Origin of the sequence: Streptomyces sp. NBC_01497, from assembly GCF_036250695.1 — a bacterium.
Lineage (GTDB): Bacteria > Actinomycetota > Actinomycetes > Streptomycetales > Streptomycetaceae > Streptomyces.
Map to the genome: position 1 here is coordinate 5,932,458 of NZ_CP109427.1, position 22,898 is coordinate 5,955,355.

The following is a 22,898-nucleotide window of genomic DNA, read 5'->3' on the forward strand; positions in this document are numbered from 1 at the left end:
GAAGGCATTCATGTCCACAGTCCTGATCGTTGTCGGCCTGATCGTGGTGTTCGTGATCGTCGTTGCCCTGGTCCTGTACCTGGGACCGGGCAGGGGTACCGGAAAGGCCGGCTTGCGGCGCAGGTTCGGTCCCGAGTACGACCGGGCCGTCGCCCGGCACGACGGCAACACCGCGGAGGCCGAGCACGAACTCAAGGAGCGGGTCGCGCGCCACGGCGACCTGCGTGTCCTGCCCCTCTCGACGGAGCAGCGCGAACGCTGGACCGCGCAGTGGGCGGGGGTCCAGGAGCGCTTCGTGGAGTCGCCCGCCGAGGCGGTCGGCCAGGCGGAACGGCTCATCGCGGACCTCGCCGCGGCACGCGGCTTCCCGGCCGCCGACAGCCCGCAGGCCTACGACGAACAGCTCGACGCCCTCTCGGTGCACCACGCGCACCGGGTGGACGCCTACCGCCGGATGCGGATCGCCGCGGGGCCGGAGCAGGGCGAGCGCGCCGGAGCGGACACGGAGGAACTGCGCGAGGTGATGGTCGGCGCGCGCGGACTCTTCGAGCAGTTGATCGTCGCCCGCCCCGGCGAGGGCGGCCGTCGTGGCCGGCTGGCGGGACGCGCCGGCCGCAAGGAATCTTTCTCCGTGCGACCCAAGGGAAGCGGTGCCTGATGTTCAGCAGGAAGACCAATGAGACCCCCCACACGACCCGTCAGGGAAACGAGCCCGGCGAGGAGCGGAGCGGCGTCACCGACGAGGCGGGCGCGGCCGGCATGACCGACCCCGACGCGCTCGAAGGACCGGACGGGTTCGACGAGACCGGTGGCCCCCGCGCGGCCCGCGAGCCGCGCCGGGCCGATCGCGACGGGATCGACGGTGACACCGTCGGCACCACCCGCCGCGGCGGCCGTGAGACCCGTGACGGCGTCGGTGGCCACGACGCGGCGCTGAGCGACGAGCCGCTGAGCGGCGAGGCGTTCGCCGGGGTGGACGAGGAACTGCCCACCCCCGCCTCCCGCGCGGCCGAGGAGGCCCGGCAGGACGGCGCGGGCTCGCGTTCGACGCGGAGCACCGGCGACCTGTACGGCGACCGTGAGCGGATCGTGCGGCGCGAGCGCGCCCTGAGCCGCGAGCGCGACCTGCGCGACAGCGCGGCGCGGGACGGGAACGGCACGGCCGGCACCGTCGGCGCGGAAGGTGCCTCCCGCGCCACCGGCGCGGGCCGCACGGGATTCGACAAGGCCGTACCCGCCGTGACCGAGGGGCGGCTGATGCCCGAGGCGGAGAGCGAGGAGCTCAGCCGGCGACTGCAGGGCGCGCTGACGCACTTCGTCGACGACCCGGGCCGCTCCGTCGAGGAAGCGGCATGCGTGCTGGAGGAGGCCTCCCGCAAGCTCGCCGCCGCGCTGGAGGAGCGCCCGCGGGCCCTGCGGGCCGACTGGGACACCCGCACCGGCAGCGGCGGCAAGGACGCGAAGGCCGACACGGAGCGGCTGCGGCTCGCGTTGCGCACCTACCGGGAGACGACCGAGCGGCTGCTCGCGCTCTGACCCGACGGCGTGCGGACCGGCCGAGGGGCGGGACCCGGGGCGAGACCCCGGGTCCCGCCCCTCCCGGCTGCCCGGGCCGTCGGGCTGCCGAGCTGTCGGGTGGGCGCCACGGCTCGTCCCGGCGCCGCTCGGCGGCTCGGCCCGTCGGCCGCTTGGGTGCCCGTCCGTTGACCCGGGCCCGTCCGTTGACCGGCCCGCCCTCGCGCGGCGCCCGGTGGCCCGTCGTTCGACCGTTCTGTCAAGTGCGCGCCACGCGATGGCCCGCTGTGTTCCACTGCGTCAAAACGGGATGACAGTCAGGCGAAGAGGGGGTTGCCTGAGTCTTTCGGCGAGGGCGGTGCCAGGCTCGGGCCTCACGGGCCGCAATGATGGTGGTTTCGGACGGGAGAGGAAGGTCGTCGCGACGTGGCGAACGCGGAGGGCAGTGCGCGGGGCGGTACGGCACCGAGAGGGGTGAGTACCGGAGTCGTGGCGGCACGAGCCCTCCTGTGGGTGGTCGCGGCGGTGCTCGCGGTGCGCCAGGCGGCGGCCGTGCTGGACAAGCCGGCGGGCAGCCGCCTCATCGACCTGGAGACGTGGACCGGCCCGGGCGGTGTCCTGCACGTGACCGGTTCCCTCTACGGCCACGGCTCGACCTTCACCGGCACGCCCTTCGCCGGACTCGTCCTCAAACCGCTGGCCCGCTCCGCGGAACAGGCCCTGGGCGTCACCTGGACCCTCGGCACCCTGCTCCTCGTCGCGGCCGTCGGGGTGATCGCCGCGAGGGCCCTGCCCGGCCGGATCCCGGTGCCGGCCGCGCCCGTCGCGGTCAGCCTGCTGATGGTCTCGCTGCCCGTGCGCAACAGCTTCCACCTGGGCCAGACCAGCATCATCCCCGTCCTGCTCGTGCTGCTCGGCTGCTTCGTCGCACGCGGGGAACCGTTCGCGGGACTGCTCGTCGGCCTCGGCGCCGCGCTGCAGCCCGCGGTGGTGCTGTTCGTCCCGCTGCTGTGGCTGACGGGACGCAGGAAGGCGGCCGTGACGTCCCTGGCCGCCTTCGCCGGCTTCTCGGCGCTCGCCTGGGGCGTGCTGCCCGCCGACTCCCGTACGTACTGGGTGCACCACCTCGCCGGGGTCGGCCTCGGGGAACCCGCCGCCGGTCTCGCCAACCAGTCGTTGCACGGCGCACTGTTGCGCTTCGGCGCGCACGGGCCCTGGGGTATCGCGCTCGCCGCCGTCCTCGCCGCCGCCGTGATCCTCACCGGCCTGCGGCGCGCCGTGCGGTACGCGAAGGACGGGCAGTTGCTGCTCGCCGTCGCCGTCACCGGATGTGTGGCAGTCGCCGTGTCGCCGACCGCCTGGCAGTACCAGTTGATGTGGATACTGCTCGCGCTCGCCGGGCGGGTGGGACAGCGCGCCAGGGACCGGCTCGTGTGGCCCGTCGTGGTCGTCCTCGTGATGACCCTGCCCGGCACCGTCCTGCTGCCGAACATGGACACCCTGGAGCCCGTACGGGACAACGTGCCGCTGCTCGCCGCCCTGGCCGCGGCGTGCGTGGTGCCGTTCCTGTCCCGCACCTCGCCGTACTTCGACAGACCCGTGCCGACCGATTACGCGCAGTCCGTACCGGCCAGGTTCCGCCGTGTCCCGCTCGCCGCCCCCGTGTGGCGGCGGCTCGTCGGCCGCCCGAACCTGGTGCTGGAACTGCTCGTCATCCGCGTCGGCTACTCCGCCTACTCCTGGATCAGGCTCGCCGCCGCCGCCGACCCCGCGACCGCGCGGGCCCACGGCCGGGAGGTCCACTCCCTGGAACGGGCCCTCCACATCGACATCGAGCACTGGGCCAACCACGCCGTCATGCACGTCGGATGGTTCCGGGACTTCCTCGACTTCTACTACGAGACGTTCCACTTCGCGTTCCCGCTGGGGATCCTCGCGGTTCTTTACTGGCGCAGCCCCGCGAACTACCGCTGGGCCCGCTCCTCGCTCTCCTTCGCGACGCTGCTCGCCCTCGTCGGCTTCTGGTTCTTCCCGCTCGCCCCGCCGCGCCTGATGCCGGGGCTCGGCTTCATCGACACCGTGCACGGCCCCCAGGACCTCGCCCATCCCAGCTACGGCGCGATGACCGCCCTGACCAACCAGTACGCGGCGATGCCCTCGCTGCACTTCGGCTGGTCGCTGTGGTGCGGGGTCACGGTGATCATGCTCGCGCCGAAGCTGTGGATGAAACTGGTCGCGCTGCTCGACCCGTTGTTCACGCTCTCGGCCATCATCGCCACCGCCAACCACTGGGTGCTGGACGCGTTCGGCGGTGCGGCCGTCGTCGCCGCGGGCTTCGCCCTCACCTACCTGCTGGGCGGGCCGCGCCGACTGCTGACGGGCATCGGCGAGGGGGTGGGGCGGATCAGCGGCAGGGACCTCACGGCGGTGCTCGCGCCCGACCCGTTCCCGGTCACGTCCGTGCCGTCCACGGGCCGCTCGCGCGCGGGCGGCCCGGCCCTGCCGGACCGCCCGGCACCGGCGGAAGGACCCGAACCGCCCGGGCCCTGCGACGGCCCCGACCTGCCGGAGCGCAGTCCGTCCCCGCCACGGTAGGTGGCGGTGGGCGCACCCCCTCACGGGGTGCGCGTCCCTGCCGTGCCCCGGAGTCCGCGCCCAGCGCTCCCGTCATGAGGAACCCGTCCTGTTCGACGGCGGGGCCAACGACGCGATCGGCGTCGGGTACATGGCGTACCCGCCAACCGCGCGGAAACCGGCTGCACCCGCTGCACAACGACCGGGCGAAGGCGTTCAGGGAGCCGTACGCGGGCATCGCGGAGGGGCTGTTCGGGGCGCACCGCACCGGACGAGCAGGAGCGCTGCTTCGACAGCCCGGCATGAGGGGTTGTGGGGGGCTGTGGGGGCGGGCCCGGGGCGCGGCCGCCCGCGCGCCCGACACGGTGGAGTGCGTCGGGGGCGACGAGTACGGAGCGAATAAAGGAGATCAGTTTTCCGCACATGGCACGGCACTCCGGGGGCACACGGCTTTCCGGAGGTAATAACTATGGTTCCCATTCTGCTCGTTCTTCTTCTCGCACTCATTCTCTTCGGTGCGGGTTTCGCACTCCACCTGTTGTGGTGGATCGCGATCATCGTCCTCGTCGTGTGGGCTCTGGGCTTCCTGATCCGCCCGGCCGCACACAGTGGCGGTAAGCGAAGCCGCTGGTACCGCTGGTAAAAAAACGTATGCCTACCTGGTGAGGGCGGCCCCGGACTCCACGGCGGCCGCCTTCGCCATGTCCGCTCCCGTCCCGGCGGGTGGGAGCCGCCGCGCCGGGTAGCTGTGCAAGGAGTCGGGACGGCCTCCGTAACAGCGGATAGGGAACCGCTCCTCCAAGGCGGGGACCGCCCCGGCGCCCTTCGGTTCCTTCAACGCTGGGCCGTTACTTTTCCCGCAGGATCTGTTTCCACGCGTTTTCAGGAGTGCCGTCGGCTACCTGCTACCTGCTCCTGGCCGGCTCCTGGCAGTTCGCCACGACGAGCGCGGCCATGCCCACCGCGGCACCGCGCCGGCAGCGACCGCCGCCATGCGGCTCAGGATGACGGCCCGGGCGGGTCCTAGCCGCGCGGGCGGCCGTGCGCGCTGCGCCGGTTGACGACGACCACACCGGCCGCGATCAGCACGATCAGGGCGATCGCGACCCACCAGACGGCGCCGGACAGGACCGGGCTGTCGTCGGCGTCCGCCGCCGGAGTGACCGCGGCCGGGTTCATCGCAGCTTCGGACGGTGTGGGGCTCGGGCTGGCCGTGGGGCCCGCGCCGGGGGTCGCACCCGCACCCGCGCTCGCCGCGGCGGAGCCGGTGGGCTTCGGCACGGGCCGGGGAGCCGCGGGCGGGCCCGTCGCTTCGAGCTTCTTGACGAGGTCGACGCCGCCGAAGTCGGCCGGGTCCACGCCCGCCGTGTGCGCGGCGAAGATCAGCTGGGCGTACGCGGCGGGGCCGGTTCTCTTCGCCCAGGCGGCGGTGTTCGCCTCCAGCCAGTGCAGCGCGCCCGTCGCCTTGCGGCCGTATCCGGCGGCGCACATCGCCACCACCGCGTCCGCCGTGGCGGACGGGTCGGCCGCGCCGGACGCGGTCGTGAGATGAGCGCCCGCCGGGGTGAGCAGCGGCGCGAGGTACGCGGCGCCGTTGCGCGCCACGCCCTCCGGCGAAGCGGCGCCCGCGGGGTCGCACACCGGCGCGGGGCCCGGCTGCACCGGGGCGGCCACGTAACGCTTGCCGATGCCGCCGAGCAGCGCGTCGGCGGTGGAGCGCGCGTCGGCGACCGGCCACTGGCCGGGGGCGGCCAAGGCGGCGGCGAAAGCGCCCGCACCGTGGCTCACGGAACAGGGCAGGGCGAGACCGACGAGAGCGTCGTACCCCTGGTTGCCGGTGAAGGGCGAGCGCACGGAACTCGGCCGCGAACCCATCATCGCGATCGTCCCGATCACGAGGGACGTGGACGAGGCGTTCGTCGGCGCGCCGGGCGCGGAGCCCCACCCGCCGTCCGCGTTCTGCTGCGTGCGCAGCCAGTTGAGGGCCGCGACCAGCCGGGGGCCCTGGCCGCCGACGCTGGCGAGGGCCTGCATCCCGAGGGCCGTCGCGGTGGTGTCGCGGGCGGCGGTGGGCGCGCACGGCGCGGCCGCCTGGGCCCGGTACGGGGTGAAGGACCCGTCGGCGCACTGCTGCGCCTGGAGCCACCGGATCGCGGAGCCGGCGGGCCGCATGTTCGCCGCGTACAGACCCAGCATGGCGAGCGACTGGCGGGTGACGCCGTCGGCGGCCGGGTTCGTGGCGCCGTAGAGCCCGGCGTCCGCGGGGCGGCGCTTGTAGGCGTGTGCCGCGGGGGCGGTGTGGCTCACGTGCGGCGAGGGAGTGGCGGCCTCGGCGGCGCCGGGCGAGAGAGCCAGGCCGCCGCACAGCAGGGCGGAGGCGGCGAGAGCGGCGGCTACGCGGCGGGCTGCGGTGGTCATGGTGCGGACGCGACTTCCCTGACGGGGCGGCGGGGGGACCGGGCCACTCTACCGGGACGGCGAAGCGGAGAGCCGCCGCGGGCGGGCGGCCCGCGCGGGCGGGCGCACCGGGAGGGCGGCGCGAGGTGCGGGCGGGGGCCGGTGCCCGCCCGCCGCCGGCTCCGGCAGACCGGGCGCTCGGGGGAGGGGCCGTACGGATGCCGCGTCCGGCCGGGGGCCGGGAACCTGAGAAAGCGGGAGAGCGGGGCCGTGGAGCGGACGACCGGCGGGAGCGGACGACCGGGAGCGGGAGGCGGGTGACTGGGTGTCCGTGGTGTCCGCGCAGCGGCTCGGGGGTCGGTGGCGGGGGCCCGCGCCGGGGCCGGGAGTGCGGATCGTGACCCGGCCCCGGTTCAGGCCGGGCCTCGTTCAGGTCCGGGCCCGGGTTCAGGCCCTCGCCGCGGCCCGGCCCCGGCCCCGTCGGGTTATGCCCCGGTCATCGGGAGGACGCCCGCCAGTTCGCGCCACTCGGCCAGTGGCAGATCCGTGCGCGGGTCCGCCGTCACCACCTGGACCGCCACGTGGTCCGCGCCCGCGGAGAGGAAGTCCCCGACCCGTCGCGCGATCGCCTCCGCGTCGCCGAGCCCGAACACCGCGTCCAGGAGGCGGTCGCTGCCGCCGTCCTCGAAGTCCCCCGCGGAGAAGCCGAAGCGTTCCAGGTTCTTCGTGTAGTTCGGCAACTCCATGTAGAAGCCGAGGTAGCCGCGGGCCGTCTCGCGCGCCGCCGCGAGGTCCGGGTTCAGCACGACCTTCAGCTCCGGCGCGAGGAGGGCGTCCGGGCCGAGGATCTCGCGAGCCTTGGCCGTGTGCTCCGCCGTCACCAGGTACGGGTGTGCCCCCGCCGCCCGGTCGCGGGACAGTTCCAGCATCTTCGGACCGAGCGCCGCCAGGACTCGCCCGCTCGCCGGCACCGGCTCGGGCGCCGTGTCGAGGCCCGTCAGGTACTCCTTCATCGTCGAGTACGGGCGTTCGTACCGCTCGGCCAGGGCGCTGTGGCTCGCCCCGAGGCCCAGCACGAAGCGTCCGGGGTGGCTCCGCTCCAGCTCGGCCCGGCTCGCGGCCACCTCCTCGGTGCTGTGGTCCCAGATGCTGAGGATGCCCGTGGCGACGGTGAGCCGTGTCGTCGCGTCGAGCAGCGGGCGGGCCTCCGTGACGGACGGGCTGCCGCCGATCCAGACCGTGCCGTAGCCGAGGGATTCCAGCTCGGCCGTCGCGTCGGTGACCTGCCGGCCGTGCTCCGGGTTGGCGGTGCGCAGCGCTGTGCTCCAGACACCGATGGTGCCGAAGTCCGTGGTGTTCGAGAGGTTCATGGACGTCATAGTGGTGCAAGCCGACGGTGCCGCCCGGTTGTTCCGCCATCCCGGACGTGTCTGCCGCGTGTCCTCACGACGGCGGGTGGGCCGCGGGTACGTGGCCGCCGGGGGAGGGGCAGGAGAAGGGGAACGAGGGGGCGCCGGGGCGCGCGTGGTGGGAATCACCTGATCCGGCTGCTTCCCGCCCGCTACCAGCCGGTAGATTCGGAGGCTGTCGTCGGCCTGCCGTGACTTGTCCGCGCTCGCCGTGGCCGGTTACGCTCCGTCGACACGTTAAGTCGACAAAGAGCCGGTGGGAAGGGTGCGGGAGTGACCGCTGGAGCCACGGAGTCCCCTGCCTCACCGGATCCGTCCGGGCCACCCGTGCCCGCGGCGCCGGTCCGGGCATCGGCGTCACGGGGCGGCAAGGCCACGGCGGCGGCCGCGGATCCCGGGAGCCGTCTGCGTATCGCGCTGCTCAGTTACAAGGGGAATCCGTTCTGCGGTGGGCAGGGTGTCTATGTCCGCCACCTCTCACGCGAACTCGCCCGCCTCGGCCACCATGTCGAGGTCATCGGCGCCCAGCCCTACCCCGTACTGGACGAGATCGACGGCGTCACGCTCACCGAACTGCCGAGCCTGGACCTCTACCGGCAGCCCGACCCGTTCCGGACGCCGAAGGCCGACGAGTACCGCGACTGGGTCGACGCCCTCGAAGTCGCCACCATGTGGACGGGCGGGTTCCCCGAGCCGTTGACCTTCTCACTGCGTGCCCGCCGCCATCTCACGGCCCGCGCGGGGCAGTTCGACGTCGTCCACGACAACCAGACGCTCGGCTACGGCCTGCTCGGCGACCTCGGCGCGCCGCTCGTCACCACGATCCACCACCCCATCACCGTCGACCGCCGGCTCGACCTGGACGCCGCGCCCGACCGGCGCAAGCGCTACTCCGTGCGCCGCTGGTACGGATTCACCCGGATGCAGAAGCGGGTGGCGCGCCGCCTGCCGTCCGTCGTGACCGTCTCCGGCTCCTCGAAGCGGGAGATAGCCGAGGATCTGAGCGTCCCCGCCCGCCGCATCCATGTCGTCCACATCGGCGCGGACACCGACCTGTTCTCGCCCGACCCGGCCGTGCCCGAGGTGCCGGGCCGCATCGTCACGACCTCCAGCGCCGACGTCCCGCTCAAGGGACTCGTCCACCTGGTCGAGGCGCTTGCCAAGGTACGCACGGAACACCCCGCCGCCCATCTCGTGGTTGTCGGCAGGCGCGCCGAGGACGGGCCGGTGGCGCGGGCCATCGCCCGCTACGGCCTCGGCGACGCGGTCGAGTTCGTCAAGGGGATCTCCGACGCCGAACTGGTCGATCTCGTGCGCGGCGCCCAGATCGCCTGCGTCCCCTCGCTGTACGAGGGCTTCTCGCTGCCTGCCGCGGAGGCCATGGCGACCGGCACGCCGCTCGTCGCCACCACCGGGGGCGCCATCCCCGAAGTGGCCGGCCCGGACGGTGAGACCTGCCTCGCCGTGCCGCCGGGGGACTCCGGCGCCCTCGCCGCCGCCCTCGGCAGGCTGCTCGACGCCCCGGAGCTGCGGGACAGACTCGGCGCGGCCGGCCGGGAGCGGGTCCTCGCCAGGTTCACCTGGGCACGAGCCGCCGAGGGCACCGTGCGGCTGTACCGCGAGGCGATCGAACGCGACGGCCGCCGCCGGCGCACCCCCGTCGGCTAGCCCCGGCGGCGTACCACCCGGGCGCCGGCGCGCGAGCGCCCCCGGACGCACTCCGCGTCCCGCCCAGCACTGCCCACCTGACCGAACCGCCTCCGACCGCGAAAGCAGGCCCCCGTGCTGACCGTGGACTTCACCCGTTTCCCGCTCGCCGCGGGAGACCGCGTGCTCGACCTGGGCTGCGGCGCGGGCCGGCACGCCTTCGAGTGCTACCGGCGCGGAGCACGTGTCGTCGCCCTGGACCGCAACGGCGAGGAGATCCGCGAGGTCGCCCGCTGGTTCGCCGCCATGAAGGAGGCGGGCGAGGCGCCGGAGGGCGCCAGTGCGACCGCCATGGAGGGCGACGCGCTCAATCTGCCCTTCCCCGACGAGTCGTTCGACGTCGTCATCATCTCCGAGGTGATGGAGCACATCCACGACGACAAGGGCGTGCTCGCCGAGATGGTGCGGGTGCTGCGTCCCGGCGGCCGGATCGCGGTGACGGTGCCCCGGTACGGCCCCGAGAAGGTGTGCTGGGCGCTGTCCGACGCCTACCACGAGGTCGAGGGCGGCCACATCCGCATCTACAAGGCCGACGAACTCCTCGGCCGTATCCGGGAGGCGGGCCTCAAGCCGTACGGCAGCCACCACGCGCACGCCCTGCACGCGCCCTACTGGTGGCTCAAGTGCGCCCTCGGTGTCGACAACGACAAGGCGCTCCCCGTGCGCGCCTACCACAAGCTGCTGGTCTGGGACATCATGAAGAAGCCCTTCGCCACCAAGGCGGCCGAGCAGCTCCTGAACCCCGTGATCGGAAAGAGCTTCGTGGCGTACGCGACCAAGCCCCGCTCAGCCGCGGGCGTGGAGTGAGCTGGTGACCCTGTCGAGCGCCGAGCCGGGCCGCACCGAGCACCTCGTGCTGCCCGGTGTGCTGACGGAACGTCAGGCCATCGTGACGGTCGAGGGCATCCGGGCGGTGCAGCGCCCCGACGGTGCGATCCCCTGGTTCCGCGGCCACCACCTGGACCCCTGGGACCATGTCGAGGCCGCGATGGCCCTCGACGCGGCGGGGCAGCACACGGCGGCAGCGGACGCCTACGCCTGGCTCGCGGCCCACCAGAACGACGACGGTTCCTGGTACGCGGCCTACCAGGACGGGGACGACGGTCAGCGCCCGTGCGAGACGCACCGGGAGACCAACTTCTGCGCGTACCCCGCCGTCGGGATCTGGCACCACTACCTGGCCACCGGGGACGACACGTTCCTCGATGTCATGTGGCCCGTGGTGCACGCGGCGATCGAGTACGTCCTGACGCTGCGCCGGCCCGGCGGGCAGATCGGCTGGAAGCGGGAGGCGGACGGCACGCCCGTCCACGACGCACTGCTGACCGGGTGTTCTTCGGTGTACCACGCGCTGCGGTGCGCGCTGGCCATCGCCGCGGAGCGCGAGGAGCCGCAGCCCGAGTGGGAGCTGGCGGCCGGTGCGCTCGGCCACGCGATCCGCGCGCACCCCGAGCGGTTCCTGGACAAGAGCCGGTACTCGATGGACTGGTACTACCCGGTGCTCGGCGGCGCGTTGACCGGGGCCGAGGCCAAGTCGCGCATCGAGGAGGGTTGGGACACCTTCGTCGTGCCCGGCCTCGGTGTGCGCTGCGTGGTGCCCAATCCCTGGGTCACCGGTGGAGAGAGCTGCGAACTCGCCCTGGCGCTCTGGGTGATGGGCGAGTCGGGGCGCGCGCTCGACGTCCTCAAGTCCCTCCAGCACCTGCGTGAGCCCGGCGGCATGTACTGGACGGGGTACGTCTTCGAGGGCGAGAAGGCATTCTGGCCGCCCGAACTCACCACCTGGACCGCGGCGTCGCTGCTGCTGGCGGTCGCCGCGCTCGGCGGCGACGAGGCGACCACCGCGGTCTTCGGCGGGGAGCGGCTGCCGCACGGGGTCGAGCCCGACTGCTGCGGGTAGCCCGGCTCCCGCCGCAGGCGGGGCCGATGGGGAGTGGTGGGGGCACGGGCCGGCCCCCCCCGAGAGGCCGGTGAGGAGCCCGGCTCCCGCCCGGGGATACGGCCGGTGGCGCGTGGAACTCCGTGGTGGCGGTGGCGGTGGGCCCCCGGCGGCTTCGGGACCCCTTCGGTGCGGACGGGCGGCCTCCGTGCCAGTGGTGTTCCGGTGCGGGCGGGCGGCTCGCGGCAGTGGGCCGAGGCCGTGCCGGCGGGTGGCCGCCGTGGGGCGGGTGGTACCCGCAGCGCCTTCGGCCGGAGCGCCGGCCCGTGCTGTCCCGCCCCGCGGTGCCAACTGCCCGGTTTCACAGGCTCACAAGGGGCAACACGAGGGTCATGGCCACACATTCACGCAGTGGGAACCGCTCCGCGGCGACGATCATCATCGTCATCGCCGACATCATGGCCCTCATTCTGGGTCTGTGGATCGTGATGTACCTGCTGGACGCCAACCGGGCCAACGATCTGGTGAACTTCATCCAGAACGCCGCCCGTTGGCTCGCCGGTTGGTCGTACGACCTGTTCACCTTCCATGACGCCTGGGCCCGGGTCGTGGCGGGCTACGGCCTGGCCGCCGTGGTCTACCTGTTCGTGGGGCACGGGCTCGCCAACAGGCTCCGCCACTTCTGACACCGAGCACTTCTGACACCAAGTGCTTCTGTCACCGGCGCTTCGGCACCGAGCACTTCTGACACCGAGCGCTTCGCACCGTGCGCTTCGGGCACCACCCCTTCCTGGTGACACCAGGCTCCGGTTCCGCCCCCGGGCGGCGTCGTCGACGACGCCGCCCGGGGGCGGTGGGCGGATCCGGCCGGCCGGCGGCTCAGCCGGCCGGGTCCGCCAGCCGTGCCGTGATGCCCCGGAAGTGGCCCGCCACGGCCTCGTGCAGAGCGGCCCCGTCCCGTGACCGCAGGGCCTCCAGGATGCCCCGGTGCCAGCGCGCCGTGGCGGCCGGTGCGTCGGGGGCCCGCGGCAGGTCGCCGTCCAGCGCGGCGAAGACCTTCCAGAACACCTGGAGCAGGTCGAGCACCAGCGTGTTGCCGAGCGGCCGGTACAGGGTCTCGTGGAAGGCCCAGTCCTCCTCCGGCGCGAACCGGCCCTGCTGCGCTGCCCGCTCCATCGCGCTGACGTGCCCTTCGAGGGCCGCCAGGTCGAGCCGGCCGTACGCGGCGAGCACCCGGCCCGCAAGGCCGGTCTCCAGCACCTCGCGGACCTCCAGCAGATCGCGGATGTCGGCGTGGTCGCCGCGTACGGACAGCGCCGTACGGAAACTCAGCCCGGCCTCCAGGGCCGAGAACGGCACGGAGCCCACGTAGGTGCCGTAGCCGTGTCTGATGTCCACGATGCCGACGGCTTCGAGTGCCTTCATGGCCTCGCGCAGCGGGTGCCTGCTCACGCCCAGTTCGCTCATCAGCTCCGACTCGGTGGGCAGCGGCGCGCCCGCGGCCAGCCCCTTCGTCACGATGAACTCGCGGATCGCGGCCTGGAGCGCGCGCTGGTTCGCCCGGGCGCCGGAGGGTCTGACCGGCGCGGACGACTGCGACGTCAGGGGCTGCCGGGTCCGCCGGGGCGCTCGCGCCTGGCTGGGGGGCGTGGGTGTCTTTGCTGCCGGTGTCGCGGGTGTTGCCGAGTCCTCCACACCGGAAGTCTAGGCGCGGGCCGCTGCGCCTCCTCGCGGCGTGTGGTTGCTCTCCCGGCCTTGCACCCGCGCCGCCAGCGGGTTAACTTGCTGCTTCATAGGACATGGGATGTCCTATGTCTCCCGCCTTCTGGAGGTCCCGCCGTGGCAACGACGCCGTCAGCCGCCCCCGAGCCCCCGCCGTCCTTCCGCCGGCTCACCGGGCAGCAGCGCAAGGCGTTCTTCGCCGCCTGGCTCGGCTATCTGCTGGACGGGCTCGACTTCGTCCTGATCACCCTGGTGCTCACCGACGTCGCCAGGAGCTTCCACCTCGACCTCGCGAAGGCGGCCACGCTGGTCTCGGCCGCCTTCGTCTCGCGCTGGCTCGGCGGGCTCGTACTGGGGGCTGTAGGCGACCGGTTCGGCCGCAAACCCGCGATGATCATCGCGATCGTGGCGTTCTCCATCGGCAGCGCGCTGTGCGGCTTCGCCTGGAGCTACTGGTCGCTGTTCGCGTTCCGGGCCGTCGTGGGCCTCGGCATGGCGGGGGAGTACGGGTCGAGCGCCACGTACGTGATGGAGTCCTGGCCGAAGGCGATGCGCAACCGGGCCACCGGCTACCTGCTCTCGGCCTACCCCGTCGGCGGCATCATCGCCGCGCAGGCCTACCGGCTGATCGTGCCGGAGGCCGGCTGGCGCTGGCTGTTCTACCTGGGCATCGTCCCGATCCTCCTCAGCCTCTACCTGCGCCGCTCGCTGCCCGAGGCCGCCGAATGGCAGCGCGAGGTCGGCGACAGGCCGGACGTCACCACCTCGTCGGTGCTGCTCGCCCCCGGGCGCAGGACCGTCAACGCACTGCTCACCCTGGTGCTCGCGGCGGCGCTCGTCCTGCTGTTCAGTCAGAACTCCGGTGGCGCGGGCCCCTGGCTGGTCGCGCTCGTGGTCCTCGCGTTCGTCGCGTTCAGTGTGCAACTCGCCGGGCGGCTGTGGCCGGTGATGATCGCGGTGATGGCGACCACCTTCTGCGCGTTCCTGTACTCCTGGCCGATCGCCTCGCTGCTGCCCACCTACCTCAAGACCGATCTCGGGTACGACGCGGGGCAGGTGTCCAACGCGCTGACCTGGGCCGGCCTCGGCTACGCGGTCGGCTCGTGCCTGGCCGGCCTGTTCGGTGACCGGCTGGGCACCCGGCGCACCTACGTCTGCGGGCTGTTCCTCTCGCTGGTCTTCCTCTTCCCCGTCTTCGCGCTGGGCAAGGGGAGCAGCGTGATCCTGCTGTGGGTCCTGCTGTTCGCGATGCAGGCCACCAGCCAGGGCATTTCCGGCCTGCTGCCGAAGTACATCGCCGATCACTTCCCGACCCGCGTACGGGCCGCGGGGCTGGGCTTCTCGTACAACGTCGGCGCGCTCGGCGGTGCGGTGGCCCCGCTCGCGGGGGCGTCCATCGCGGGCAGCATCGGACTCGGGAAATCCCTCGGACTGCTCGCCGGGATCATGACGGTCGTGGTCGCGCTGATCGTCGGGTTCGACGTGCCCGCCAGGATCGGGCGCGCGCTGGGGATCGACGCGGAGATGCCCGTACCCGCGGGGCCGTCGGCCGGGACGCCGGGCAGGGCGGCGGACGCGGCGCGTCGCTAGGGCGCTCGAAAACGGCTCGGGCACCCGTTTCGGCACCCGCGCCGGAGCCCCCGGCGACGGGCGAGCGGCGCGGCGGCCGGTGCCGGGGACCCGTACCGGCAGAGCGGGTTACGGTCCTGGCATGACGCCCCTGACCCACGAACGCCACTGCGACGAGATCGTAGAGCAGGCCGACGCCCTGTGCGCGCTGCTCGACGACGCGGGCCCCGCCGCGCTCGGGCGCCGTGTGCCGACCTGCCCCGACTGGAACACCGAGCAACTCGTGCGCCACCTCGGGGAGTCCCTGCGCTGGATCTGGCACCTCGTGGAACAGCGCGGGCAGGAGGACCCGCCCCGGCGGGACGTGCCCGGCGTCGACGGCCCCGGGGACGCGGGCGAACTGACGGGCTGGCTGGCCGGGAGCGCGCGTCTCCTCGCGGGCGCACTGCGCTCCGCGGGTCCCGCGGCGGTGGTGTGGAGCTGGGCCTGGGACGCGAGCACCGGGTTCTGGGCACGGCGCATGTGCCACGAGGTACTGGTGCACCGGGCCGACGCGGTGTTCGCGCTGCACGGGATCGACACCGCACTCGGCGCGTACCGGGTCGAACCGGCCCTCGCGGCCGACGCGCTCGACGAGTGGCTGCGGATCGTGGAGTTCACCGCGGCCACCGAGAACGCGCCGGGGCCGTCCGGCGGGGCGACCGGCACACTCCGCATGCAGGCCGCGGACGTCCCGGGAGCGGAGTGGCTGATCGAGATCGACGGGCCCCGAGTGCGCCGGCGCCACGCCCACGAGAAGGCCGATGCGGCCGTACGGGCCCCGCTCACCGCGCTGTTGCTGGGGGCGGTGCGCCGACTGCCGCCGCGCGCGGCGCTGTTCGAGGTCACCGGCGACCGGGGGCTGCTGGAGTCCTGGCTGGACACCGCCACGTTCGGCTGACGGCCCGGGCCGACGGCCGGGCGGCCTCGCGGGTCCCGGCCCGGGTGAGGGCCCCCACCGCCGGTGGGGGCCCTCACCCGGGTACTCACCCGGGCTCCGTGGAGTGCGGGATCGCGGGAGCCGCAGGCTCCGGGACGTCAGCCGCGCTGGATGCCCGTGGTGTCCTGGAGGATTCCCCTGCGCCCGTCCTGGGTCTGCGCGACGAGCCCGGGACCGCGCTGCTCCACCGCCAGGTACCAGGTACCCGGGGCGAGTTCGGCGATCGGGGACGGCGAACCGTCCTCCCCGTACAGGGGCCGCGCGACCGGCACCGCGAACCAGAAGGGGGAGAACTCCGGCGGACCGCCCGCCGGGGACTGGGGACTCGGCGCCGGCGTCCCGTACGCGGGACCCTGCGCGCCGTAGGGCGTCTGGCCGCCGCCCGGGTATCCGTAGCCGGCGCCGACGGCGGAACCGGCCCCGTACGGGGCCGCCTGGGGCTTGGGAGTGGGCGCCAGCGGCGCCTGGAGGCCCGGCAGCAACGGAGTGGCGACCGCGCCGAACGCGAGGATCAGCGCGGCGATGAAGCCGAGGACGATACCGGCACCGCGGCTGACACCGGCGCCGCCGTCGAAGTCGATGATCGTCCACAGCGCCGTCCACGCGGCGAACACGGTCAGCGCGACGCCGAACTGGCGGATGTCGAGCCCGGCGACCTTGCGCGGCTGCGCCGACGAGCGGGAGAAGACGATCAGCGCCGCACCGATGACACCGCCCAGGTACATGCTCATCGCGAGCCCGAGGTTGTCCCACGCGTTCGACCCGAAACCACTGGCCGAGACCACGTCGAGGAAAGACGCGATGAACAGCAACAGCGCTGCCCCGATCACCACGCCGTCGCCTCGCATGAGAGAGCGGATGTTCACGTAAATGTCCTTCGTCAGTGGTCTCTTCGGGGGCGGGCGGGGGGAAGGCGCCCCGAGCGTGGCTACGAATGTATCGCCTGACCCCTCGCCCCGTCCGCCCGCCGGAATCTACTCCAGGTACCTGTCGATGCCCTCGGCCATGCCCAGTGCGGCCCGCTGGCGCCACTTCGCGCTCGTGACCAGTGCGGCGTCCTTCGGGTCCCGCATGTTGCCGCACTCGATGAAGACCTTGGGAACGGTCGACAGGTTGAGCCCGCCCAGGTCCGTCCTCGTGTCCAACCCGGTGCCCTGGCCGATGTAGTTGGAGCGGGCGGTGCCGGTCTCCCGCTGGAAGGCGTCCCTGAGGTCCTCGCCCAGCCTGCGCGATGGCGCGAGGATCTTCGCGTTGTCCGCGCCGCCCTGGTCCACCAGGCCCGGCAGGATGACGTGGAAGCCGCGCCTGCCGACCGGGGCGCCGTCCGCGTGGATGGACAGCGCCACATCGGCCTTCGCCTTGTTGCCCGTCTCCGCTCGCTCGGTGACGCAGGGGCCCCACGGGCGGTCGTCGTCGTAGGTGAGGACGACCTTGGCGCCCTGCGCCTGGAGCAGGGCGCGCAGCCGGTGCGCCACGTCCAGGTTGAAGTCGGCCTCCGAGTAGCCGGCGTCGGTCGACGTCCCGGTGGTGTCGCACTCCTTGCTGCCGTTGCCCACCTTCACCTGCTTGTTGATCTCCGCGGCGTGCTGGTAGTTGTGCGGGTTGTGCCCGGGGTCGATGGCGACGACCTTGCCCGCGAGCGGCTCCGCCTTCGCCGCGCCCGTGGAGGGCGCACCCGGCGTCGCCGAGGAGGAGTGCCCGGTGGCGGGCGTCGCGGAGCCGGGTGCGGCCGCGCCGCCCGTACCGACGGCGTGCACCGGACCGCCCGAGCCCTGGCACCCGGTGAGCGCACAGGACATGAGCGCCGCCACCGCGAGGACGGGACCCGCGGCGCGCAGCCGTCGGCGCGCCGCGAAGGGGCCTCCGCGACGACGGAGGGCCGACAGGTGCGGCCGGCGGGCGGGGAACTGCTGGGCCGGCGGGTTTCGGTGGAGAGGCACCCGCGCGATGGTAGTGGCGTGCGCGGCGGGCATCAGATGCCGTGTCCGATACGGCGTAGTACGCGCAGCGAGCGCGTGACGGACGTCTCCTCGAACGCGCCCGAGGCGAGCGCACGGCGGTGGATCCGGTACGGCGCCTGCCCGCCGTCCGCCGGATCGGGGAACACGTCGTGGATCACCAGCAGGCCGCGCTGAGCGATATGCGGGGCCCAGCCCTCGTAGTCCCCGTTCGCGTGCTCGTCGGTGTGCCCGCCGTCCACGAACACCATCCCGAGCGGCCGGCCCCACACCTCGGCCGCCCGCGGTGAGCGGCCCACCAGCGCGATCACGCGGTCTTCGAGACCGGCCCGGAACAGCGTGCGGCGGAACGTCGGCAGTGTGTCCATCACACCGAGTTCCGGATCGACCACTTCCGGATCGTGGTACTCCCAGCCCGGCTGCTGCTCCTCGCTGCCCCGGTGATGATCCACCGTCACCGCGACGGTGCCCGTCCGCCGTGCCGCGTCGGCGAGCAGCAGGGTCGAACGCCCGCAGTACGAGCCGACTTCGAGCAGCGGCAGCCCGAGGGCGCCCGCCTCGACCGCCGCCGCGTACAGGGCGAGTCCCTCGTCCCGGGGCATGAAGCCCTTGGCCGCCTCGAAGGCGTCGAGCGTCTCCCGTGCGGGGACGGGCGCGGGCCCTGGCATGGCGTACTCCCTGGTGGTCGCGGTGCGTACGGTGGCGGCTGCCCGGCTCATGGTGCCAAGCCGCCCCCGGCGCGCGGGCGCCGGGGGCGGCTTGGCAGGACACAGGACAGGGGACGGTGCGTACGGCGCGGGATCGCGGCCGGGGTCCCGCCGGGCCGGCGCCGACGCGCCGTCCGCCCGGGAGCCGGGGCGGACCGTCCCCGGGCAGGGGTCAGGGGTCAGGCCGGGTCCGCGCCGCGTACGGCCGCACGCGGCGCGGGCAGGACGAGGTCCACGTCCACCGGCACACCGTCGCCCGCGTACCCGGCGGAAGCGGCCTGGGAGCCGTGCCCCGACGCGGACCCGGCGAGGACGAAGTCGCCCGCGCCCGGCGGCACCAGGTCGTACCGGCCGTCCTCGCCCGCGATCGCGCGGCCCGCCTGCAGACCCCTGCGGTCGATCAGCGTGATCGTGGCCCGCGCGACCGGGAGGCCGTCGGCGCCGGTGACCAGGCCGCGGAACCCGCCGGAGGTCGCCAGCAGCGTGGTGGCGGGGCCGGAGGCGAAGACCGGCCGGCCCGTGGCCCCGGCGTCGGGGTCGAGCTCGGCGAGCAGTTCCGCGCTCGCCTGGGCACGCAGCCGCTCGCCCGCGTCCGCGGACGCGTCACGGCCCGCTGCCGCGGCGGCCCGCGCCGCCCGCTGGGAGGGGAGGAAGGCGGCGAGCACGAGCCCGCCGAGCACCGCGGCCGTCGCGATCGCGAAGGAGATCCGGAAGCCGTGCAGTGTCGGCAGCGCGACGCCGCCGCCCGCGTCGGCCGAGGTACGGGCGAGCACCATGCCGATGACCGCGCTCGACACCGAGGTGCCGATCGAACGCATCAGCGTGTTCAGACCGTTGGCGGCGCCCGTCTCCGACGCGTCGACCGCGCCGATGATCAGCGCGGGGAGCGACGAGTACGCGAGCCCGATGCCCGCGCCCACGATCACCGAGATGACGATGGTCTGCCAGGGAGCGCTCATCAGGCCGAGCCCGCCGCCGTACCCGATCGCGATGACGACCATGCCGATGATCAGCGAGACCTTCGGGCCGCGCCGGGCCGCTATCCGCGCGTACAGCGGGGCGGTCAGCATCATCGTCAGGCCGAGCGGCGCCACGCACAGACCGGCCGTCACCATGGACTGCCCGAGGCCGTACCCGGTCGACTTGGGAAGCTGCAGCAGCTGCGGCAGGACCAGCGAGATCGCGTAGAACGCCACACCGACCATCACGGACGCGAGGTTCGTCAGCAGCACCTCGCGGCGCGCGCTGGTGCGCAGGTCCACCAGCGGGGCGGCGGAGCGCAGTTCCCAGACGCCCCAGGCCAGCAGGATCACGACGGCGAGGCCGAACAGGCCGAGCGTGGTGGGCGAGGCCCAGCCCCAGTCGCTGCCCTTCGTGATCGGCAGCAGCAGCGCCACGAGCCCGGCGGACAGACCGAGCGCGCCGGTCTTGTCGAAGCGGCCCGGCGCGCGCAGCGGGGACTCCGGCACGGCGAGGACCGTCAGCCCCATGGACAGGACGCCGAGGCCCGCGGAACCGAAGAACAGGGCGTGCCAGTCCGCGTTCTGCGCGACGAGCGCCGCGCCGGGCAGGGCCAGTCCGCCGCCGACGCCGATGGACGAACTCATCAGCGCCATCGCGGAACCGAGCTTCTCGCGCGGCAGTTCGTCGCGCATGATGCCGATGCCGAGGGGTATCGCGCCCATCGCGAACCCCTGGAGCGCCCTGCCGACGATCATGATCAGCAGATCGTCGGTGAACGCGCAGACCAACGACCCGAAGACCATGATCGCGAGGCTGGTGAGCAGCATGCGCCGCTTGCCGTACAGATCGCCGAGCCGCCCCATGATCGGTGTGGCGACAGCGCCGGCGAGCAGGGTCGCCGTCAGCACCCAGGTCGCGTTCGAGGGGGCCGTGTGCAGGAGGGTGGGCAGATCCTTGATGACCGGGACGAGCAGCGTCTGCATCACCGCGACGGTGATGCCCGCGAAGGCGAGGACGGGTACCACCGCGCCGGACCGGCGCCTGCCGGGATCCGGCGGGAGCGTCCCGGCGTCATGATCGGTCGTCGTCTGCGGCATGCGTGCGGCCTCCGTGAAGCGCGAAGTGACAGGGCGATGGTGGTGCGGGTGGTGCGGGTGCTGCGGTGATGCGGGTGGTGCGGATGGCGCTGGGCGGCCGACGGTTCGGGTGCGCTCCGGCGGTGCGGGTGATGGTGGTCGGGCTGGTGGTACGGGCGATACGTGCGGCACACGCCGGACAGGTGGTGCGGGTCTGACGCCCTCGCAGGGCCGAAGCGCCCTGACGGGGCGAAGGGCGCGAGCGGGATGGGCGGGATGGGAGGGATGAGCAGGATGGAAGGGATGCAGGGGTCGAACGGGTGGAAAAGGGCGGACTGGTTGAACGGGTCGAGGCGGTCGGGCGGGACGGGCCGCAGGGGTGGGGCCCGTCCCGTCGTGCTCAGAGATCCGAGAGCGGTCCGGCGTGGTGGGACAGCGGTTCCGTGGCGGGCCGGGCGGCGTCGGACATCAGCCGGGGCGCCCTCGGCCCACCTGTGCGTGCCTTGTGAACGTTTTTCTGTGCGTACGCTATTCCGCCCGGCGGCCCCCACGTTGGGAGGGGCCTGCGGCCGAGGTGGCGGGCCGGGCGGGCCGACCGCGGGACGTACGACCAAGGGCCCCCACGGGTGGTCCGTTAATCGGATGTCAGGGGCACCGCTCCGCTGCGAGCATGACGGGATGACCACCACGCCCCCGGACCCGCCCGCGCAGGAGCCCTCACCCGTACGGGACACACCCCAGGACCAGGAGCCCCGCCGGTCTCAAGCGCAGGCGCGAGGAGCGCGGACGCCCGCGGGGGCCTCGGCGGGGGCGGCGCCGTATGACGCCCCCGCTCAGGACCGGGCAGGAGACCGGACCCAGGACCGGGCAGGCGGACGGGCGGGGGAACAGCCGCCCGCACGGCGGCCGCAGGCCCCCCTCGGCCGCGAACGGCCGCCGGGCCCGCGGAGCGGCCCCTCGCGCCGCGCACGCGCCGTGCCCACCTGGGCGGTGATCCTCATCGCCTGCGCCGGACAGTTCCTCGTCGTGCTCGACGTGTCAGTGGTCAACGTGGCACTGCCGTCGATGCGTACGGACCTCGGGATGAGCGAGGGCGGCCTGCAGTGGGTGCTCAACGCGTACTCGATCGCCTTCGCCGGTTTCATGCTGCTCGGCGGGCGGGCCGCGGACCTCTTCGGCCAGAAGCGGACGTTCCTTCTCGGCCTCGCGGTCTTCGCGACGGCCTCGCTCGCGGGCGGCCTCGCGCAGGAGAGCTGGCAACTCCTCGGTGCCCGCGCGGTGCAGGGCCTGGGCGCGGCCGTCCTCGCGCCCGCGACGCTCACGCTGCTCACGTCCGCCGTCCCGGCCGGGCCCGCGCGGGTACGGGCCGTGGGCACCTGGGCGGCCGTGGGCGCCGCGGGCGGCGCGGCCGGCGGTCTCGTCGGCGGAACCCTCACCGACCTGCTGTCGTGGCGCTGGGTGCTGCTCATCAACGTGCCCGTGGGCGCGCTCGTCCTGGTGGGCGGGGCGCTGTGGCTCGCCGAGCACCGGGGCGGCCGGGGCCGGCGGCTCGACCTGCCGGGCGCCGTGCTGGTGACGGCGGGCCTCGCGGTGCTCTCGTACGGCATCGTGCATACGGAGCGCGGCGGGTGGGGCGCGGCGGCCACGCTCGTACCGCTCGCGGGCGGAGTGGTGCTGCTGGCCGGGTTCCTGGTGCTGGAGGCGCGCACGCGGGAGCCGCTGATGCCGCTCAAGGTCTTCCGGACGCGCGCGGTCGCAGCGGCGAACGCGGCGATGTTCGTCTTCGGCGCCACGAGCTTCGCCGTGTGGTTCTTCATGACGGTCTACGCGCAGAACGTGCTGGGCTACACGCCGTTCGAGGCGGGTGCGGCGCTGGTCCCCAGCTCGCTGAGCATCGTGTTCGGCTCCAAGATCGCGCCGGTGATGATGCACCGGATGGCACCGCGCGACGTGGCGGTGCTGGGCGGGGCCCTCGCGGCGTGCGGGTTCGCCTGGCAGTCCCTGCTGAGCGCGGACGGCGGCTACGCGACATCGATCATGGGCCCCGGCATCCTCATCATGCTGGGCCTCGGCCTGTCGGGCACCCCACTCGCCGCGCTGGCCACGGGCAGCGCGGCCCCCGAGGACGCGGGCCTGGTGTCGGGCATCGTCAACACCTCAAGGACGATGGGCGGCGCGCTCGGCCTCGCCGTCCTGTCCACGGCGGCGGCCTCGCGCAGCGGCGGCGGCACGGACCCGGTCGCGCTGACCGCCGGCTACGCGCTGGCGTTCAGGATCGGCTGCGGGGTGACCGCGGCGGCGGTCCTGCTGATGCTCGTCTGGCTGCCCCGCAGACGCCCCCAGCGGATCACGCAGGGGGGCCGGGTCTGAGCCGTTCCGTCCGCGACGAGCCGGTGACGGGGTCCGATGGCGCGGTTCAGGCAGCTCGCGCCACCGCATCCCG

18 protein-coding genes are annotated in these 22,898 nt (G+C 73.8%); 11 read left to right on the plus strand and 7 right to left on the minus strand.

The genetic code is table 11. From position 1 onward, the window contains the following. Positions 1–10 precede the first annotated feature (10 nt). From OG310_RS25015 to OG310_RS25030, 4 genes are all read left to right on the plus strand, one after another. Entirely contained in the window at positions 11–658 is a 648-nt protein-coding gene (locus tag OG310_RS25015) for a hypothetical protein (protein WP_329458105.1), read from the plus strand. Next, positions 658–1,536, plus strand: a complete 879-nt coding sequence (locus tag OG310_RS25020; protein WP_329458106.1) for a hypothetical protein — start codon at positions 658–660, stop codon at positions 1,534–1,536. The genes OG310_RS25015 and OG310_RS25020 overlap by 1 nt, the downstream gene beginning before the upstream one ends. Positions 1,537–1,989: 453 nt before the next feature. Then, positions 1,990–4,110 (plus strand): bifunctional glycosyltransferase 87/phosphatase PAP2 family protein, encoded by a 2,121-nt coding sequence (locus OG310_RS25025; RefSeq protein WP_329458107.1) that lies wholly within the window; start codon positions 1,990–1,992, stop codon positions 4,108–4,110. Positions 4,111–4,558: 448 nt separating this feature from the next. Then, positions 4,559–4,732 (plus strand): hydrophobic protein, encoded by a 174-nt coding sequence (locus tag OG310_RS25030; RefSeq protein ID WP_329454023.1) that lies wholly within the window; start codon positions 4,559–4,561, stop codon positions 4,730–4,732. Positions 4,733–5,112: 380 nt separating this feature from the next. Here OG310_RS25030 and OG310_RS25035 read toward each other — a convergent pair whose 3' ends face one another. After that, positions 5,113–6,507 carry a prenyltransferase/squalene oxidase repeat-containing protein gene (locus tag OG310_RS25035; protein ID WP_329458108.1) on the minus strand — a complete coding sequence of 465 codons (1,395 nt, stop codon included), beginning with the start codon at positions 6,505–6,507 and terminating at the stop codon, positions 5,113–5,115. A 464-nt stretch (positions 6,508–6,971) separates the two neighbouring features. Then, positions 6,972–7,856, minus strand: coding sequence for an LLM class F420-dependent oxidoreductase (locus OG310_RS25040; protein WP_329458109.1), 885 nt, complete (start codon positions 7,854–7,856; stop codon positions 6,972–6,974). 366 nt (positions 7,857–8,222) lie between these two features. Here OG310_RS25040 and OG310_RS25045 point away from each other — a divergent pair, with 366 nt between their 5' ends. From OG310_RS25045 to OG310_RS25060, 4 genes are all read left to right on the plus strand, one after another. Next, on the plus strand, positions 8,223–9,563 hold the full coding sequence (locus tag OG310_RS25045; protein ID WP_329460367.1) for a glycosyltransferase family 4 protein: 1,341 nt from the start codon (positions 8,223–8,225) through the stop codon (positions 9,561–9,563). A gap of 114 nt (positions 9,564–9,677) precedes the next feature. After that, positions 9,678–10,409, plus strand: coding sequence for a class I SAM-dependent methyltransferase (locus tag OG310_RS25050; protein ID WP_329458110.1), 732 nt, complete (start codon positions 9,678–9,680; stop codon positions 10,407–10,409). A 10-nt stretch (positions 10,410–10,419) separates the two neighbouring features. Beyond that, a complete protein-coding gene (locus tag OG310_RS25055; RefSeq protein WP_329460368.1) occupies positions 10,420–11,502 on the plus strand; it encodes a prenyltransferase in 1,083 nt (360 codons plus the stop codon). 371 nt (positions 11,503–11,873) lie between these two features. Next, complete coding sequence (locus tag OG310_RS25060; protein WP_329458111.1) at positions 11,874–12,167, plus strand: hypothetical protein; 294 nt, start codon at positions 11,874–11,876, stop codon at positions 12,165–12,167. A gap of 193 nt (positions 12,168–12,360) precedes the next feature. Here OG310_RS25060 and OG310_RS25065 read toward each other — a convergent pair whose 3' ends face one another. After that, on the minus strand, positions 12,361–13,176 hold the full coding sequence (locus OG310_RS25065) for a FadR/GntR family transcriptional regulator (protein WP_329458112.1): 816 nt from the start codon (positions 13,174–13,176) through the stop codon (positions 12,361–12,363). A 144-nt stretch (positions 13,177–13,320) separates the two neighbouring features. On the opposite strand from OG310_RS25065, the gene OG310_RS25070 reads away from it, so the two are divergent. Beyond that, positions 13,321–14,793, plus strand: coding sequence for a sialate:H+ symport family MFS transporter (locus OG310_RS25070; protein ID WP_329458113.1), 1,473 nt, complete (start codon positions 13,321–13,323; stop codon positions 14,791–14,793). 121 nt (positions 14,794–14,914) lie between these two features. Next, entirely contained in the window at positions 14,915–15,712 is a 798-nt protein-coding gene (locus OG310_RS25075) for a maleylpyruvate isomerase N-terminal domain-containing protein (protein ID WP_329458114.1), read from the plus strand. A 137-nt stretch (positions 15,713–15,849) separates the two neighbouring features. On the opposite strand, the gene OG310_RS25080 is transcribed toward OG310_RS25075, so the two are convergent. The 4 genes from OG310_RS25080 to OG310_RS25095 all read right to left on the minus strand — a co-directional run bounded on the left by OG310_RS25080 (position 15,850) and on the right by OG310_RS25095 (position 20,476). Next, entirely contained in the window at positions 15,850–16,617 is a 768-nt protein-coding gene (locus OG310_RS25080; protein WP_329458115.1) for a hypothetical protein, read from the minus strand. A 108-nt stretch (positions 16,618–16,725) separates the two neighbouring features. Then, a complete protein-coding gene (locus OG310_RS25085) occupies positions 16,726–17,691 on the minus strand; it encodes an N-acetylmuramoyl-L-alanine amidase (RefSeq protein ID WP_443078728.1) in 966 nt (321 codons plus the stop codon). Between the two features lie 32 nt (positions 17,692–17,723). Then, positions 17,724–18,377 carry a class I SAM-dependent methyltransferase gene (locus tag OG310_RS25090; RefSeq protein ID WP_329460370.1) on the minus strand — a complete coding sequence of 218 codons (654 nt, stop codon included), beginning with the start codon at positions 18,375–18,377 and terminating at the stop codon, positions 17,724–17,726. Between the two features lie 218 nt (positions 18,378–18,595). Continuing rightward, on the minus strand, positions 18,596–20,476 hold the full coding sequence (locus OG310_RS25095) for an MFS transporter (protein WP_329458116.1): 1,881 nt from the start codon (positions 20,474–20,476) through the stop codon (positions 18,596–18,598). Positions 20,477–21,133: 657 nt separating this feature from the next. On the opposite strand from OG310_RS25095, the gene OG310_RS25100 reads away from it, so the two are divergent. Beyond that, positions 21,134–22,825: an MFS transporter gene (locus OG310_RS25100; RefSeq protein ID WP_329458117.1), complete on the plus strand. Its 1,692-nt coding sequence runs from the start codon at positions 21,134–21,136 to the stop codon at positions 22,823–22,825. The last annotated feature ends 73 nt before the right edge of the window (positions 22,826–22,898 follow it).

Excerpts from the sequence above, each read along its gene's own strand:
- OG310_RS25015 (WP_329458105.1), top strand. The coding sequence starts at position 11 with ATGTCCACAGTCCTGATCGTTGTCGGCCTGATCGTGGTGTTCGTGATC.
- OG310_RS25075 (WP_329458114.1), top strand. The coding sequence starts at position 14,915 with ATGACGCCCCTGACCCACGAACGCCACTGCGACGAGATCGTAGAGCAG.
- OG310_RS25040 (WP_329458109.1), bottom strand. The coding sequence starts at position 7,856 with ATGAACCTCTCGAACACCACGGACTTCGGCACCATCGGTGTCTGGAGC.
- OG310_RS25060 (WP_329458111.1), top strand. The coding sequence starts at position 11,874 with ATGGCCACACATTCACGCAGTGGGAACCGCTCCGCGGCGACGATCATC.
- OG310_RS25035 (WP_329458108.1), bottom strand. The coding sequence starts at position 6,507 with ATGACCACCGCAGCCCGCCGCGTAGCCGCCGCTCTCGCCGCCTCCGCC.
- OG310_RS25020 (WP_329458106.1), top strand. The coding sequence starts at position 658 with ATGTTCAGCAGGAAGACCAATGAGACCCCCCACACGACCCGTCAGGGA.
- OG310_RS25030 (WP_329454023.1), top strand. The coding sequence starts at position 4,559 with ATGGTTCCCATTCTGCTCGTTCTTCTTCTCGCACTCATTCTCTTCGGT.
- OG310_RS25095 (WP_329458116.1), bottom strand. The coding sequence starts at position 20,476 with ATGCCGCAGACGACGACCGATCATGACGCCGGGACGCTCCCGCCGGAT.
- OG310_RS25090 (WP_329460370.1), bottom strand. The coding sequence starts at position 18,377 with ATGCCAGGGCCCGCGCCCGTCCCCGCACGGGAGACGCTCGACGCCTTC.
- OG310_RS25100 (WP_329458117.1), top strand. The coding sequence starts at position 21,134 with ATGACCACCACGCCCCCGGACCCGCCCGCGCAGGAGCCCTCACCCGTA.